Origin of the sequence: Rhodococcus sp. KB6, assembly GCF_001445685.1 — a bacterium.
GTDB classification, from domain to species: Bacteria; Actinomycetota; Actinomycetes; order Mycobacteriales; family Mycobacteriaceae; genus Rhodococcus_F; species Rhodococcus_F qingshengii.
This window is the reverse complement of record NZ_LNAK01000006.1, coordinates 69,243-85,504: the sequence shown is the minus strand read 5'-3', so window position 1 is coordinate 85,504 and position 16,262 is coordinate 69,243. Positions and strand designations below refer to the sequence as shown.

General features: G+C 69.6%; 13 protein-coding genes. 11 read left to right on the top strand and 2 right to left on the bottom strand.

Annotation, left to right across the window (positions count from 1 at the left end):
* Positions 1 to 248: 248 nt before the first annotated feature.
* Positions 249 to 1,649 carry an FAD-binding oxidoreductase gene (locus ASU23_RS01095; RefSeq protein ID WP_058036974.1) on the bottom strand — a complete coding sequence of 467 codons (1,401 nt, stop codon included), beginning with the start codon at positions 1,647 to 1,649 and terminating at the stop codon, positions 249 to 251.
* Complete coding sequence (locus ASU23_RS01090) at positions 1,646 to 2,347, bottom strand: hypothetical protein (protein ID WP_058036973.1); 702 nt, start codon at positions 2,345 to 2,347, stop codon at positions 1,646 to 1,648. The genes ASU23_RS01095 and ASU23_RS01090 overlap by 4 nt, the downstream gene beginning before the upstream one ends.
* A 287-nt stretch (positions 2,348 to 2,634) precedes the next feature.
* On the opposite strand from ASU23_RS01090, the gene ASU23_RS01085 reads away from it, so the two are divergent.
* From ASU23_RS01085 to ASU23_RS01035, 11 genes are all read left to right on the top strand, one after another.
* Positions 2,635 to 4,143: an NAD(P)/FAD-dependent oxidoreductase gene (locus ASU23_RS01085; protein WP_058036972.1), complete on the top strand. Its 1,509-nt coding sequence runs from the start codon at positions 2,635 to 2,637 to the stop codon at positions 4,141 to 4,143.
* Positions 4,136 to 5,035, top strand: a complete 900-nt coding sequence (locus ASU23_RS01080) for an alpha/beta hydrolase (protein ID WP_058036971.1) — start codon at positions 4,136 to 4,138, stop codon at positions 5,033 to 5,035. The genes ASU23_RS01085 and ASU23_RS01080 overlap by 8 nt, the downstream gene beginning before the upstream one ends.
* On the top strand, positions 5,032 to 6,432 hold the full coding sequence (locus ASU23_RS01075) for an FAD-dependent oxidoreductase (protein ID WP_058036970.1): 1,401 nt from the start codon (positions 5,032 to 5,034) through the stop codon (positions 6,430 to 6,432). The genes ASU23_RS01080 and ASU23_RS01075 overlap by 4 nt, the downstream gene beginning before the upstream one ends.
* On the top strand, positions 6,429 to 7,853 hold the full coding sequence (locus ASU23_RS01070) for an APC family permease (protein ID WP_058036969.1): 1,425 nt from the start codon (positions 6,429 to 6,431) through the stop codon (positions 7,851 to 7,853). The genes ASU23_RS01075 and ASU23_RS01070 overlap by 4 nt, the downstream gene beginning before the upstream one ends.
* Positions 7,854 to 7,917: 64 nt before the next feature.
* Positions 7,918 to 8,565: a hypothetical protein gene (locus ASU23_RS01065; protein ID WP_058036968.1), complete on the top strand. Its 648-nt coding sequence runs from the start codon at positions 7,918 to 7,920 to the stop codon at positions 8,563 to 8,565.
* Complete coding sequence (locus ASU23_RS01060; protein WP_058036967.1) at positions 8,558 to 9,916, top strand: glutamine synthetase family protein; 1,359 nt, start codon at positions 8,558 to 8,560, stop codon at positions 9,914 to 9,916. The genes ASU23_RS01065 and ASU23_RS01060 overlap by 8 nt, the downstream gene beginning before the upstream one ends.
* Positions 9,913 to 10,674 carry a gamma-glutamyl-gamma-aminobutyrate hydrolase family protein gene (locus ASU23_RS01055; protein WP_058036966.1) on the top strand — a complete coding sequence of 254 codons (762 nt, stop codon included), beginning with the start codon at positions 9,913 to 9,915 and terminating at the stop codon, positions 10,672 to 10,674. Before ASU23_RS01060 ends, ASU23_RS01055 begins: the two co-directional genes overlap by 4 nt.
* On the top strand, positions 10,671 to 12,311 hold the full coding sequence (locus tag ASU23_RS01050; protein WP_058036965.1) for an AMP-binding protein: 1,641 nt from the start codon (positions 10,671 to 10,673) through the stop codon (positions 12,309 to 12,311). The genes ASU23_RS01055 and ASU23_RS01050 overlap by 4 nt, the downstream gene beginning before the upstream one ends.
* Complete coding sequence (locus ASU23_RS34625) at positions 12,304 to 13,098, top strand: enoyl-CoA hydratase/isomerase family protein (RefSeq protein ID WP_058036964.1); 795 nt, start codon at positions 12,304 to 12,306, stop codon at positions 13,096 to 13,098. Before ASU23_RS01050 ends, ASU23_RS34625 begins: the two co-directional genes overlap by 8 nt.
* Entirely contained in the window at positions 13,095 to 14,213 is a 1,119-nt protein-coding gene (locus ASU23_RS01040) for a Zn-dependent alcohol dehydrogenase (protein WP_058036963.1), read from the top strand. The genes ASU23_RS34625 and ASU23_RS01040 overlap by 4 nt, the downstream gene beginning before the upstream one ends.
* A complete protein-coding gene (locus ASU23_RS01035) occupies positions 14,210 to 15,673 on the top strand; it encodes an aldehyde dehydrogenase (RefSeq protein WP_058036962.1) in 1,464 nt (487 codons plus the stop codon). Before ASU23_RS01040 ends, ASU23_RS01035 begins: the two co-directional genes overlap by 4 nt.
* Positions 15,674 to 16,262: the final 589 nt, after the last annotated feature.

Below are 16,262 nucleotides of genomic sequence, written 5' to 3'. Positions count from 1 at the left end.
CCGTGCGAGCGTCGAGCTGGGCGACTGTCAGGTGGTGAAGTTCGCCGCGTCCTCCGACTCACATCTCGACGGCGTCATCGATTGACCCAGCTGGTGAAGGGGCTGGACTCTGTACGTGTGTGCCCTCATCGACAAACATCCCCGCCCACCCCCGTGATGAAATCTACCGACGATGACGCGGCCGCGCGAGATAAAAGAGAGGCGGAAGAAAAAGATTGTCCGCGGCGCCTCGCCGATGCCGAGAAGATTTACCCAACGCGTTTCGAGCCGCTAACACGGAAACCGGTGTCGGCCGATCGCGCGTGCGCATAGCGCCGCCGCGCGATCCGCTTGCTCCGGTTCAGCGCGTCGTTGAACCGGTCGAGGGCCCAGGCCGCTCGGACGCCGAGGCGCCCCATGATCAGGCCGACCGCGCGGCCGAACCGCGGCTCGTCGGCCCACACGGTGCGCAAGTCCTCCGGCATCGTTCCCGTCGCTATCCGATCGGCAATGAGAGCGCCGATGTACGGCGCCTGCGCCAGGCCGTGGCCGTTGCACGCGAGTGAGTAGTAGACGTTGCCTCCGGTCGTTCCAGCCACGGGCAACCAACTCGACGTGATGCCGATCCAACCGCCCCACGCCCGGGCGATGGCGATGTCCGCGAGCGGCGGGAACCGCCGGGCGAAGGCCTCCGCCAGGTCGGCCACGACTGACGGATCCGGAGTACGTTCTGGGAGAGGGTATTCGATGGCGCGCTCGATCTTGCGCACTCCGAACACAATGGTGTTGCGCGAGGTGAGGCGGTAGTTCTCCATGATGTTGTGCTGCGTGACGAGCCCGGATCGGCTCGTCCAGCCGAGCGCGGCGATCCGCTCCGGGTCGATCGGCTCGGTCTCGACCTCGGTCACCCACATCGGGGAAGACAACCGCTTCGGGGTGATGTCCCACTCGCCCGCGCAGGCGTTCGTGGCGAGGACGACGGTGCCCGCTCGGACGATTCCGCCGGGGGTCTCGAGGACCACGTCACCGCCCTCCCGGACGACGTAGGTCACCTTGGACTGTTCGAAGACCCGCACCGACGAGCCGAGCACCGCTGCGCGCAAGCCTCGGAGAAACTTCCCCGGGTTCATGATGCCGCCGTGGACCTCCCGCATACCGCCGAGGAATCCGTGGGGGATCCCCAGCTCGCGGGCGTTACCCTCCTCGACCTCGGCACCGGCCCTGCGGAGGATCTTCGCGATCCGCCGCGTCCGGCCCAGCTGACCGCGCGACACCGCTGCGAAGACGTTGCCGGTGGCCTCATAGTCGCAGGCGATCCCCCGCGCCGCGATGAGCTCCTCCACGTGCGCCGCAGCGTTCTCTGTGAGGCGGATGATCGCCGGCATCCGCTTGCGGTACAGCAGATCCAGGAGCTGAATGTCGCCGCCCGGCGCGCTGGCCAGCTGCCCAGCGTTGCGCGAGCCGGCACCGCGCCCACAGAACGCCGCTTCGAGCAAGATCGTGTCCACGCCGTACTCCGCGAGCCGCAGCGCTGTCGCCATCCCGGCGAGCCCACCGCCGATCACCGCGACGGAGCAGGTCAAGTTCTCCCTCAGCGGAGGACGTACGTCGGCGGGCGGATCGATCCACCCCGAGAAGTCGGTGTAGACCGTGTTCGTCGTCGCGCTCATGCCTGCTCAGCCCCCTGAACGACGACCGTGCCGGCGCTGCCCGCACCATCCACGGCGCGGTTGTGCGCGTCGAAGGCCACGTACGAGCGGTAGATCACAAGCATGGCCAGGCCCCAGGTGAACAGCGCAAGGATGTAGAACAACGTGTGGTTGGCGTCGTCACCCTGGATGTGCCAGAAGTCGTAGATAGACGCGACTACAACGTTGAGGGCCGTGGCGATCCACACCCAGACCGCGTGAGCGTGCTCGCCGAGCGCCCACAGTCGCCGTCCGTAGTACACGAAGAAAGCGCTGACGCCGAGCGCCATCACCAGGAAGAACACCTTGCCAGGGGTGCCGATCTCGATTGCGAACTCGGAGAGGAAGTAGCCGAGCACCGCTGCAAGGGCAAACGCGCCGACCTCGACGGCCGTCGTGGGCTTGTACCTGTGCGTGACCATGAGTAGGCCGAGCACCAGGATCACGGTGAAGCCGATCGACCGGGAAAACGCGTCCAGGAAGAACGCAAAGTGGTACATCGGCGAGTCAGTCCCCGCCTTGAGCAACCCGTAGATCAGGAAGTTCGATCCTGACGTACCCATGATGATCCACTCAAGGCCGATCAGCCAATTCGAGTAGTTCCTGATGAACTTCACACCGCAGATGACTCCGATGGCGATCATCCAGATGTCCGCTGCAGCGAAGAGCAAGTCGCGCATGGTTCGTTCCTCCGTGAGATGTGATCCGTGTCTCGTGACGTCTCTCACGTTGTCGCGGCGAACCCCGCGCGCGCTACAACGAGGTGCAACATCCAGGGCCGAGTGACGCAACACCATGCACCAGATGATGCGATCTCCGTTGGCCGTCCCCAAGGGGCGTGTGCACATTGCACTACCTCTTCAAGAACTAGGAGCAGTGTGTTGTGGCTCATGCGACACCTGACCCGGCACCGTCGTAGGCACAACAAGTGACCACGGACACAACGTCACCTCCGAAAGGGCCCACGATGAAGACACTTCCGCAGACCGAAGAATTCGACATCGCCATCATCGGTGCCGGCATCTCCGGCATCGGCGCCGCGAAATACATCACCGAGGCGTTCCCCGGCAAGCGGGTGGTGATCCTCGAGGGACGCGCGAACATCGGCGGCACCTGGGACCTGTTCAAGTACCCCGGCATCCGCTCCGACAACGGCCTGCACACCTTCGGCTACGAGTTCAAGCCCTGGACCGACCCGGACGCCATCGCGGAGGCCCCCAAGATCCTGAACTACCTGCAGGAGACGCTCGACGAGTTCGAACTGAACCGCCTGGTGCGGTTCGAGCACAGCGTGCAGCGCGCCTCGTGGTCGAGCGAGGACGCCCGGTGGACCCTCGAGGTCCAGACCCCCGACGGCGACCGGCGCTTCACCACGAACTGGATCTTCGCCGGCACCGGCTACTACCGCTACGACGAGGGTTACACCCCGCACTTCGAGGGCCGCGAAGACTTCAAGGGTGACATCCTGCACCCGCAGCACTGGCCCGAGGACTACGACTACGCCGGCAAGAAGGTCGTGGTCATCGGTAGCGGCGCCACCGCGGTCACGCTGATCCCGTCGATGCTGAACCACGACGGTGCTGCGGCGCACGTCACCATGCTGCAGCGCACGCCGACCTACGTGGTGCCGTGGCCCAAGGTCGACAGCTTCGCGCAGTGGCTGAGCCGGACGTTCGGCGAGAAGCGCGGCTACGCGATGACCCGGTTCACCAACATCACGACCGACCTCGCCCAGGTCAAGTTCATGCGCGCCTTCCCGAAGCTCACCCGCAAGATCATCCGCCGCGTCAACGCCAAGTCCCTACCGCAGGGCTACGACGTGGACACCCACTTCAACCCGCCGTACGACCCGTGGGACCAGCGCCTGTGCCTGTGCCCCGACGGCGACTTCTTCGAGGCGCTCAGCACAGGTGCCGCCTCCATCACCACCGACAAGATCGTCCGGTTCACCGAGACCGGGATCGCGCTCGAATCCGGCGAACACCTCGACGCCGACCTCATCGTCACGGCGACCGGCCTGAACATGCGCATGCTCGGCGGCATCGACCTCGAGGTCGACGGCACCCCTGTCGCGCTCCCTGACACTGTCGCGTACCGCGGCGCGCTGCTCTCGGGCCTCCCCAACCTGGCCATCTCGATCGGCTACACCACGTCCGCGTGGACGCTCAAGGTCGGGATCCTCGCCCGCTACTTCTGCAACCTGGTCAAGCACATGGACGCCTTCGGATACGACAGCGTCCGTGTCGTAGCCGATCCCGCCATGGAGCACCGGCCGATCCTGGACCTGAGTTCCGGCTACGCCCAGCGCGCGAAGGACATCATCCCCAAGCAGGGCACGGGCCTGTTCCAGCAATCGATGTCCTACCAGCAGGACGCGAAGATCCTCCGCGGCCCCCTGCTCGACGACGCCCTGGTGTTCGGCTCCACGACGGACGACGCAACACCGTCGACGGCGAAAAAGGCCGTCCGTGTCTGAGCACACCGAGGACAGGTTCGCCCAGCTCCCGGGCGGCACCCGCATCTGCTACCGGATGGACGGCCAGTACGGCGCGCCGCCCGTGCTGCTCATCGCCGGCCTCGCCGAGGACCTCACGACCTGGTCGGACCGGTTCGTCTCCGCACTGACCGCCACGGGATTCCTGGTGATCCGCATGGACAACCGCGACTGCGGCCGGTCGACCTACGCGACGACACCGCCGCCGAATACGCTGCAGCAGCTGCTCGGCAAAGCGCGCCGCGACGCCTACACGCTGGCGGACATGGCCGACGACGCGGCCCAGCTGATCGAGCATCTCGGGCTCGGCCCCACGCACGTCGTGGGGCGGTCGATGGGCGGCATGATCGCGCAGACCGTGGCCGCGCGGTACCCCGAACTGACCGCGGCGCTCGCGTCGCTGTACTCCACCACAGGGAATTCCAAGGTGGGGCAGCCCGCGGCATCGACCATGGCGCTCATCGCGAGCCCGCCCCGGCGCGACCGGGTGGGAGCCGTCCGAGCGCACCTGCGCATGACGGCACACCTCGCCGGCACGGCGTACCCGATCGACGAAGTCGAGGAGGCGGCGCACGCCGTCACCACCTGGCACCGCACCGCGGGCGACGGTGTCGCCGGCACCGCCCGGCAGATCCAGGCGATCGCGGCGTCGGGTGATCGCACCGCCGAGCTGGCCCGGATCACCGCGCCCACCCTGGTGATCAACGGCGACCGCGATCTCATCGTGGCACCGTCGGGCGGCGATGCGACGGCGGCCGCGATCCCCCATGCCCGGCACATCGTGATCCCGGGCATGGGGCACCACCTTCCCGACGCCCTCGCCCTGCGCATCGCGGACCACGTCGTCTCCCACATCGAGAGGGTGGCGGTATGACCGAGCAGCGCACCGTCGACGTCGTGGTGATCGGCGCCGGGATCTCCGGGCTGACGGCCGCACGCCGGCTTACCCAGGCCGGACGTTCGGTGGCCGTGATCGAGGCCGGCGACCGCGTCGGCGGCCGCACAATGAACCTGCAGGTGACCGACGGCGTGATCACCGAAGGTGGCGGACAGTGGGTCGGCCCCGGCCAGGAACGCGTCCTGGCACTGATCGACGAGCTGGGCCTGACGACCTTCACGACGTTCATCGACGGAAAGTCGATCTACCACCGCCGCGGCCGCTCGAAGCGCTACGACGGAACGATCCCACCGATGAGCCCGCTGGCCATCGCCGACTTCGCCCAGCTGCAGCTGCGGCTTGAGCGGATGGCGAAATCAGTTCCCCTCGAAGCGCCGTGGACGGCCCGCCGGGCCCAGGAGTGGGACGCCACCACCTTCGGCCGCTGGCTCGACGCGCACTCCTTCACCGCGGAGGCCCGGGAGATGTTCACGATGGCCTTCACCGTCACCAACGCGGAGGACCTGCACAGCACCTCGCTGCTGGTCCAGCTCACCCGGATCAAGGGCGGTGGCGGCATCGATCACGCCGTCAACATCACCGACGGTGCGCAGGAGTCCCGCGTCGTGGGCGGCACTGCGGCGATCGCCGACCGGATGGCGGCCGACCTCGGACCGGCAGTGGTGCTCGACTCCCCTGTGTCCGACGTCCACCAGGACGCCGACGGGGTGCTCGTCCGATCCGCGCGGCTCGACGTACGCGCGGACCGCGTCATCGTCGCGATGTCGCCCGCGGACGCGACCCGCATCCGGTTCACGCCCGACCTCCCGACCCGGCGCAGCATGCTGCAGCGACGGTGGAGCACCGGCTCCGAGAACAAGCTGTTCGCGGTCTACGACCGCCCCTTCTGGCGCGAGCAAGGGCTGAACGGCCAGGCCGTCACCGACCTCCCGGTCGCGAACTACGTGGTCGACAACTCGCCGCCCGACGCAAGCGTCGGCATCCTGCTGACCTTCCACGGCACCGCCGGCGCGGGCGGCGGCCTGCACTGGTCCGACGCGATCCTCGACGATTCCGCTGCGCGCCGCGACGCCTTCCTCGCCGACCTGACCACCCTGTTCGGGCCCGAGGCCGCGAATCCCGTGGCATGCCTGGAGAAGGACTGGACGCACGAGCAGTGGATCAGCGGCTGCGTCGGCTCCCGCGCGCCCGGATCGCTGACCCAGTACACCGACGCGGACCGCCGGCCCATCGGGCGGATCCATTGGGCCGGAACGGAGACGGCGATCCTGAACCAGGGCTACATCGACGGTGCCGTCAGCGCAGCGGAGCGCGCAGCTTCGGAGGTCCTCACCGCTGCGGGCGCCCGGGTCGGCGGGAGCGTGCTCTCATGACGCAGCAGCGCGAAGTGCAGGCACCCGTCGGCACCGGCCTCGAACGTACCCTCGGTGTCCCGCAGATCGTCTTCATGGTGGTGGCGTTCGCCGCGCCGCTGACGGTGTTCGCCGGGCTGATTCCGCTCATGCTTGGCACCGGCAACGGCATCGGCACTCCCGTCGACTTCGTGATCGTCGGGATCGTGCTGGTGATATTCACCGTCGGCTACTCCGCGATGACCCCCGAGGTCCGGAACGCCGGCGCCTTCTACTCGTACGTCCGGCGCGGCCTGGGCACCACCGTCGGCCTCGGTGCCGCGGCGCTCGCCCTGGTCACCTACGCCGTCCTGATGGTGTCCGTGACGGGCTACCTCGGTGCCGCTGCCCGCAACGTGATCGTCACGTTCACCGGGGTGTCGGTGCCGTGGTGGATCCTCTCCGCCTCGGGGCTCGCAGCGATCGGCTACCTGGGATACCGCAACGTCGAGGTGAGCGCGCGCGTCCTCGGTGTGCTGCTGGTCGCGGAGATCGGGATCGTCGCGCTGGTCGACCTCTCGATCGTGCTCCGCGGCGGCGCCGAAGGACTGTCGGCCCAGCCGCTGTCCTGGGGCGCGTTCACCAGCGGCGCCACCGGAACCGGGATCATGTTCGCAGTCTTCGGATTCGTCGGATTTGAGGCGACCGCGGTGTTCCGGTCCGAGGCGAAGGACCCCGACCGCACTGTCCCGCGCGCCACCTACATCGCGGTGATCCTCATCGCCGTGATCTATGCCTTCTCCTCGTGGGCGATGATCAACGGTATCGGGGTCTCCCGCGCCGCCGAGCTCGCCGCGCAGGATCCCGAGGGCCTCGCGCCCGGGCTCGCGACGCGCTACGTCTCGCAGGTCGCGCACGACGGGGTGCAGGTGCTCCTGGTCACCAGCTTCTTCGCGTGCATCCTCACCGCGCACAACGTGGTCTCGCGGTACCTGTTCGCCCTCGGCCGACAGGACGCCCTGCCGCGGCGTGTCGGCGAGGTGCACCCCGCGCACCGGTCGCCGCACGTCGCGTCGGTCCTCACCTCCGCGGTGATCAGCATGCTCGTCGCGGTCACCGCGATCGCCGGGCTCGACCCCGTCACGCAGGTGTACGCGTGGTTCGGCGGCGCGGGGACGCTCGGGCTGATCTCCCTGCTCGCCCTCACCTCGGCCGCGATCGTCGTGCACTTCCTCCGGGAGAGGACGACGAGCCTGTGGCGCGGCACCGTCGCCCCCGTCCTCGCACTTGCCGCGCTCGGGGCGATCCTCGTGCTGGTCGTGAGCAACTTCGACGTACTCATCGGCTCGGCCACCCTCGCGGACGTCTTCCTCGCCGTGCTGGCCGCCGCGTTCGTCGCTGGCCTCCTGTGGGCGCTCGCGCTGCGCCGCAACCGTCCGGACGTGTACGCGACCCTCGAATGACACCGCGTACAACATCGGCCGCCTCTCCGGAAACATCTTCCCCCACTACCGATTAGGACACGCCATGCAAACCACTACCAGCCCTCCTGCCCCGGTCACGGGCGACGCCCGGGTCGTCATCGACGACGATGCGACGCCGATCGTCCGGCTGCTCGGCCGCACCCTGCGGGACTCGTTCCGGACCGGACACGCCGTCGATGCGCTCGAGCGCCTCTCGGGCTCCGTCGCCGTACGGTCGCACAACACCCCCCAGGCCGCCACCGTCGTCGTGGGCGACGGTGCCGCGACCGTCACCGGTGGCGTGACCGGCGGCACGGACGCCGCGCTCGTCGTCGACCTCGACTCCCGCGTGGCCGTCGTCGCCTCCGACGGCGATCCCCTGCTGGCCGAAGCTGTGCGGCAGGCGCTGTACCCGCAGCCGCCGGCGTGGCGCGACGCGGCCGCGCGGTTCTGGGACCTCACCCGCGGAATCCGCGGAATACCGGACGTCCTGGTCGCGGTGGCGCTGGGTCCGGACGGCCCCGAGGAGGCCCACTTCGGCGCGGGCCCGGACACCTACCGCATCGTCGGCAGCGCGGATCAGCTGGCCGGCGTGTTCACCGGAGCCGACTACCTGCTCTCCGCCCTGGAGCACGGCCTGCGCGTGCAGGGGACTCTCTCGCAACTGTCCGTCATGACCGCCGCCTCCTGGAAGGTTCGATTCGATGTCTGATCTCGCCGCACCCGTAGTGAACGCCCCCGCCAAGGCCTTCCGCCTCGAGGCCACCAACCACGACGGCAGCTTCATGGGCAAGAACGTGACACCGGCGAAATTCGCGTCGGGCCGGGAATCCGGCTTCGCGTTCGCCGACATCCTGTTCGCGATCGACATGGGTACCGACATCGTTTTCGGCGACGCCTACCCCGACTGGCGCGGCAACCTCTACGACATCTCGATGATCCCCGACATGAGCACACTGGTGCGGTGGAAGCCCGGCGTCGATTCCGTGATCGGCGACTTCTGGCTGAAGGACGGCCGCCCCGTGCCGATCTGCCCGCGGAACATGGTCCGCCTGCTGATCGACCGGCTCGCGGCGCTGGGCTACACCGCCACCGTCGCGGTGGAGATCGAGACCACGCTGTTCGAGGAGTCGATCCAGGAGGCCCGGGCCCGCGGATACCGCGGCCTGACTCCGCTGGGCGGCGACACCGGCTCCACCTACTGCCTCGCCCGGTCCGCCGACTGGATCGACTACATGGAGGCCGTCACCGACCGACTGGACCAGCTCGGCATCGTCTGGGAGGCGTGGACCGACGAGGCCGCGCCCGGCCAGACGGAGCTGAACATCGCCCCCACCGAGCCGCTGGCGCTCGCCGACGCGTGGGTGCGGACCAAGCAGGTCATGCGCGAGATCGCCTGCGAGAAAGGTTGTTCGGTCACTTTCATGGCCAAACCGACCGCCGGTTTCGGGCAGGGCGCGCACATCAACCTGTCGCTGCAGCGCGACGGCGTGAACCAGTTCTACTCGCCCGACGGTCCGTCCGAGGTGATGCTGCAGGCGGTGGGCGGACTCATGGCGACGATGGCCGGCAACACGCTGCTCGCGCTGCCGCAGATCACCTCGTACCGGCGCCTGGTGGATGTGTCGGGGCCGCCGACCACCATCTCGTGGGGCGTGAACAACAAGACCGCGGCGCTGCGTGCCATCGCCGGTCACCCGAATTACTCGCGCCTCGAGTACCGCGTGCCCGGATCGGACGTGAATCCGTACTACGCGCTGGCCGGCGTCCTCGCGGGTGTCATCGCGGGCATCGAGCGGAAGATGCAGGCCCCGCCCCAGGTCGACGATATGGCGTGGTGCCTGCCCGACTACTGCGGCGTCGCGCGCATCCCCGACTCCATCACCAAGGCGATCGCCGCGCTCGACGCAGACGAGATCCTCCGCGAATATCTCGGCGACGAGTTCGTCGACTTCTGGACGGCGTCGCGCCGCTGGGAGTGGATGGAGTTCCACACCAAGGGCGGCGACCCGTACACCGAACTCTCCGAGTGGGAATCCCGACGCTACTTCGAGTTCTCATGAGCCGCCGGCCACTGATCGGGATCACCGGCCGCCGTTTCGAACTGAGCCTGATCGCCGGATCCGACCCCCGGTACGGCAAGGCGTGCATGGACTCGTTCATGTCCGCGTTCGCGACCCGCATCGCGCAGGCCGGCGGCGTGCCGGTGCATCTGCCTTACGACGCCGCCCCCGACGACGCCAGCGAGTGGCTGTCGGGCGTGGTGATCACCGGCGGGCAGGACGTCCATCCCTCCCGCTGGGGCGGCGACACCTCCGTCGTGCGCGACGTGGACCCGCGCACCGACACCAACGCGCACGATCCGGAACGCGACGAGTACGAGTTCGCCCTCACCCGTGCGGCCATAGACCGCGGGATCCCCGTGCTGGGAGTGTGCCGCGGCCTGCAGGTGCTCAACACCGCGCTCGGGGGCACGCTGATCGCCGACCTTCCCGCGGGGCCGATCCCGCACCTGTCCCCGCAGTCCGCGCCCACCGACGGCGACGCCGTCCACGTGGTGCGGTTCGAGCCGGGCTCGACCGCGGCGCGGGTCTTCGGCCCCACCATGACCACGAACTCGTGGCATCACCAGGCCGTCGACCGATGCGGCGACGGCCTGATCGTCACGGGCCGGACGTCCGACGGTGTCGTCGAGGCCGTCGAGATGCTCGGCGCACCGATCCTCGGCGTGCAGTGGCACCCCGAGTGGATGGACAGCGACGACCCGGCGATGAGCTGGATCGTCGACGAATCGAAGAGCCGACAGGAGGCCTGGCAGTGACAATCACCTCGCACACCGACGACGCCGGGCGGCGGGTCGCCGTCGATCCGAGCGAGTTCGGCGACGCCCCGCGGATCGGCACCGTCACCGGACTTCTGGCCGACGGTGCCGCCCGCACGCCGGGCGCGGAGTTGCTGCGGTTCGGCGGCGAGTCGTGGACGTACGAGCAGGCCGATGCGGCGTCGTCGCGGCTCGCGCACCTGCTGATCTCGGACCACGGCATCGTCCCTGGAGACAGGGTTGCGATCATGCTGCCCAACGTCGCCGGCTGGCCGCTCACCTGGTTCGCCGTGCTCAAGGCCGGCGCGGTCGCCGTGCCGGTCAACTCCGCCTACCGCGCGACCGACCTGCGGTTCGTGCTGGAGGACTCCGGCACCCGCGTGATTGCGACCGATGCGGACCACCTTCCGCTGGTACGGGAGGTGATCGCGAGCGATCCGGCGGTCGCCGGCGTCGGCGTCGTCGACATCGCGGAGACTACCGGCACAGAACACCCGTCGACCGCCCCCGCCGTGGACATCCGCCCGGACACCCTGTCCAACCTGCAGTACACGTCGGGCACCACCGGTTTCCCGAAGGCGTGCATGCTCACGCACGACTACTGGACCCGGATCGGGTGGACCTGCGCCGGAGCGGCCGGCCTCGGTACCGACGACGTGCTGCTGACTGCCCAGCCCTTCTCGTATATGGACCCGCAGTGGAACGCCGTGCTGGCGTTGACGACCGGCGCTCCGCTGGTGGTGCTGCCGAAGTTCTCGGCGTCCGGATTCATGCGCGACGTGCGCCGCCACGGCGCGACGTTCTGCTATGTGCTCGGATCGATGCCCACGCTGCTGTTCAAGCAGCCGCCCGGCCCGGAGGACCGGGACAACCGGCTGCGCGGCGTGTTCTGCTCCGCGATCCCCGTGGCGCTGCACGCCGCGCTGGAGGAGCGCTGGGGCGCACCCTGGCGCGAGCTCTACGGCATGACGGAAAGCGGGATCGACCTGTTCAGCCCGTTCGCGGACACCGCCGCCGTCGGCAGCGGAACCCTCGGACATCCCGTCCCCACCAAGCAGGTCCGGATCGTGGACGCCGACGATGCCGAGGTCCCGGCCGGGACACCGGGCGAGCTGACCGTGGCCGGAACGCCGATGATGCTCGGCTACTGGAACCGCCCCGAGGAGACCGAGAGGACCCTGCGCGACGGCCGCCTCCACACCGGTGACGTCGCCGTCAAGGACGAGCACGGCGGGATCCGCCTCGTCGGCCGCCTGAAGGACATGGTGCGGCGCGGCGGGGAGAACGTGGCCGCCGCGGAGGTGGAGGCCGCGCTCGAGCGCGACGAGGCCGTGGTCGCGACCGCCGTGGTCGCCGAACTGGACGACGTGCTCGGCGAGGAGGTCAAGGCCTTCGTGCAGCTCGCGGTGGATGTCCCCGCGGACCGTTCGATGGCCGAGGCGATCGTCGCCCGCGTCGCGGAGCACCTCGCCCGATTCAAGGTTCCGCGCTACGTCGAATTCGTCGCGGACTTCCCGCGCACCCCGTCCGAGCGGGTATCCAAACCCGCACTCAAGGCCCGCGCCGCGCAGGCTCCCGGCACCGTCCATGACCTGCGCGCGTCAGCACCGTCGACCAAGGAGATTTCACATGGATAACACCGACCAGGCGACCGAGAACGTGCTTGTCGAGGTGACCCGGGAGGTCGCCGTCATCACGCTGCGCCGCCCCGAGAAGCTCAACGCTCTCACCGCGCCGATGCGCCGGCGCCTTTCCGCGCTGATCCGCGAGTACGGCACCGGCGACAAGGCCAGGGGCGTAGTGCTGACGGGGACCGGACGCGCGTTCAGCGCGGGCGAGGACCTCGCCGCCGCGCCCACATCGTTCGAGGAGATGCGGGAGAGCTTCGAGAGCTTCCACGACGTGACCCGCGCCGTGATCGAGACCCGGGTGCCCGTGATCGCGGCGATCAACGGCATCGCCGTGGGCGGTGCGTCGGAGATCACGCTGTGCTGCGACGCCCGACTGGGCACGCCCCGGACGGAGTACTACCAGCCCGAGAACGGACGCGGCCTGACCATCTCCAACGCGTCCAGCATCCTCCTGCCCCGCATCGTCCGCGGCCACGCGATGCGCATGGTCCTGGCCTCCGAGCGCGTCCGCGCCGACGAGGCGCTGACCATCGGCCTGCTCGACGAGATCGTTGAGCCGGAAGCACTGCTGGACCGCGCCATCGACACCGTGCACGCGTGGACCCCCGAGGGCGTCAACAACACCGCCCTGCACCTGGAGCTACTGCGGCCGTCAATCGAGGAGATCGAGCGCGCCTTCGAGCGCGAGGACGCCGCGGCCGACGAGTCCTGGAACAGCGGCGCGCTCACCGCCGGCGTCCAGGGCTTCTGGGACGCACGCACACCCGCCACCGCGAACGTAGCGAACCGATGATCATCACCCGCGCCGCCGTGCTCACCGAGGTGGGCCGGCCCCTGCACCTGACCGACATCCGTGTCGATGATCCCGAGCCGCACGAGGTGCGGGTCGCCGCCACCCACGTGGGGCTGTGCCACAGTGACCTGCACTATATGACCGGAACCGTCGAATCCGAGGTCCCGGTCGTCGTCGGGCACGAGGTGGCGGGCATCGTCGAGTCAATCGGCTCGGCCGTCACCGACCTGAAGCCCGGCGACCGCGTGACCGGCGCGCTGACCCCGTCGTGCGGACACTGCGCGAACTGCAACGCCGGCCGCTCCACCCAGTGCCAGCGGCAGGCGGAGATCCGGCGCCGCCCCCGGCCCGCGTACGCGCTGCCCGACGGGACGCCCGTCGCGCGCCTCGGCGACGTGGGCGCGTTCTCCGAGCACATCCTGCTCCGCGCGAACGCCGCGGTGAAGCTGCCCGACGACGTGCCCACCCGCGTCGGCTGCCTGCTGTCCTGCTGCATCGTGACCGGCGTCGGCGCGGTGTTCCGCGGGGCGCAGGTGCGCCCGGGTTCCACCGTCGCGGTGATCGGCTGCGGCGGAGTCGGTTCGGCCATCATCCAGGGCGCGCGGCTCGCGGGCGCCTCGGCGATCGTCGGCATCGACCTCGACGACGCCCGGCTCAAGGCCGCGCACGAGTACGGCGCCACGCACACCATCAACGGTGCGGGCGAGGTGCGGGCCGACATCACCGAGCTGCTCGGCGACGGGGTGGACTACGCCTTCGAGGCCGTCGGCTCGGCACGCACCGCCGCGACGGCGCTCGCGATCGTGCGGGCCACCGGCACCGCGTGCCTGGTGGGCATCGCACCCGACGGGACCGACGTGCCCGTCCCCGCCTCCGACTTCTTCTTCAGCGAGAAGCGCCTGATCGGCTCTTACATGGGCTCCGGCCAGGCACGCGAGGACATCGGGCAGTTCGCCCGCCTGTACCAGCAGGGCCGACTGCTGCTCGACGAGATGGTCACGGACGTCATTCCGTTCGAGGAGATCAACGAGGGCTTCGAGGCCATGAAATCGGGCGACGTCACGCGGATCGTCGTCGCCATGCCCACCAGTTCCGAGACCGAGGTGACCCAGTGACCACCGAAACCACCACCCTCGCCCAGCCCCGCAGCTACATCGCCGGGGAGTGGGTCGAGTGCGAGACGCTCGACACCTGGAACGTCGACCCGAACACCGGCGAGCCCGTGCACCGCGCGGTGACCACCACCCAGGCCGATCTGGACCGGGCGCTGGACCTCGCGCAGCGCGTCTACGACGCGACGGATTTTACCGCCGACGACGTCCGGATCGAACGCGCCGAGGCGCTGGAGCGGGCGGCGGCGAACGTCGAGCAGCGGCTCGGGGAGATCGCGCGGCTCGACGCGCTCACCAGCGGCACGGCGATCGGCGCCACCCGCAAGATCGCGGCGTTCCTCCCGCACCGCCTGCGCGGCGCCGCCGCCGAGGCGCGGAACATCGCCCGCGTCACCGCTCTCCCCGCGGGCGGCCGCGACGTTCGGCTGTACCGGATCCCGTGGGGTCCCGCGGCGATCCTCACCCCGTGGAACGGCCCCAGCTTCATCCCGGCGGCGAAGGTCGCGAGCGCGATCGCCGCCGGCTGCCCGGTGCTGCTCAAGCCGTCCGAGCACGCGCCCGCCAGCGCGCAGGTGATCGCCGAGTGCTTCGTCGACGCCGGCCTGCCCGACGGGGCCCTCCAGCTCGTGCACGGCCCCGGCGACATCGGCGCCGCGCTGACGGGCGACCGCCGTGTCCAGGTGGTCTCGTTCACGGGCGGCCCGGGCGCGGGCCGAGCGATCGCCCGGGCGGCGGCGGAGGACTTCAAGGTCCTGCAGCTGGAGCTGGGCGGCAACAACCCGGTGATCGTGCTCGACGACGCCGACCTCGGCGTGACCGCGGACGGGATCATCACGGGCATAACGAACCTCAACGGCCAGTGGTGCGAGGGCCCGGGCAAGGTGCTCGCGCCGCAGCACCTGGTCCAGCCGCTCCGCGAGGCGCTGGGAGAGCGCATCGCGAAGCTGCGGATCGGGCACTCGCTGGACGAGGCCACCGACATCGGGCCGATCTCCAACGAGCCGCACTTCCGCACGCTGCGAAAGCGGATCGACGGCCTGCGCGCGCTCGGGGCCGAGATCGACCAGCCGGGCGAGCGGCCCGCGCTGGCAGGGTTCTTCCTGTCCCCCACGGTCGCCACCGGTTCCGACCCCGCCCGCACGACGGCGGAACTGTTCGGGCCGGTCGTCTCGCTGCACGGCGTGGACTCCGAAGAGGAGGCGCTGCGGGCGGCGAACGCGCACCCGTCGGGCCTGGACGCGTACGTCTTCGGCACCGACACCGACCGCGCGATCGCAGTCGGCGCCCGGATCAAGTCCGGCGAGATCCGCGTCAATGGCGCGAAGGTCGCCGACCTCGGCGACGACTCCGCGCAGAGCTTCTGGGGTCCGTCTGGCATCGGCGGGCACGGTCCGGCCGAGTCGATCCGGGTGTTCTGCGGCGACCGTGTGGTCGGCGTGGACTCGCCGGACCTTCCGATGTAGGCCGTGACCGAACTCGAACGAAGAGGAGGAACACCGATGGACAAGAACACCACTCATGACGTCACGGTGCTCGGCTGCAGCGGTCGAGGCCGCACTCGCACGCACACTGGCCGGCGCCGGCCACAGCGTCGCCGTGTGGAACCGTACACACGCCAGGCCGAGGCGCTGGCGAGCGAAGCGATCACACCCGTGCAGGAGGTCGCCGACGCCGTCGGCGCCGCACCGCTCGTGCCGGCCTGCCTGTCCACCTACGACGATGCGCTCGCCGTCCTGCGGGACGTGCCGGGCTGGACCGGCGCCACGCTCGTCAACGTGGGCAGCGGCACGCCGGTGGAGGTCGACTCGTTCGCAGAGTGGGCCAGTGGACGCGGCACCGACTACCTGGATGGCTCGAGCCTCGGCTATCCCGCCGGCATCGGCACCGAGGCGGCGGCGATCCTCTACTCCGGATCCGAAACCGCGTGGGCCGCACACGGCGAGACGCTCACGGCCCTGACTCCAATGTCGGTGTGGGTGTCGCCGGAGGTCAGGACCGCGAGCGTCCTGAACGCGGGACTCGTCGGCATGTTCCTGGTGCCCGCGGTCAGCG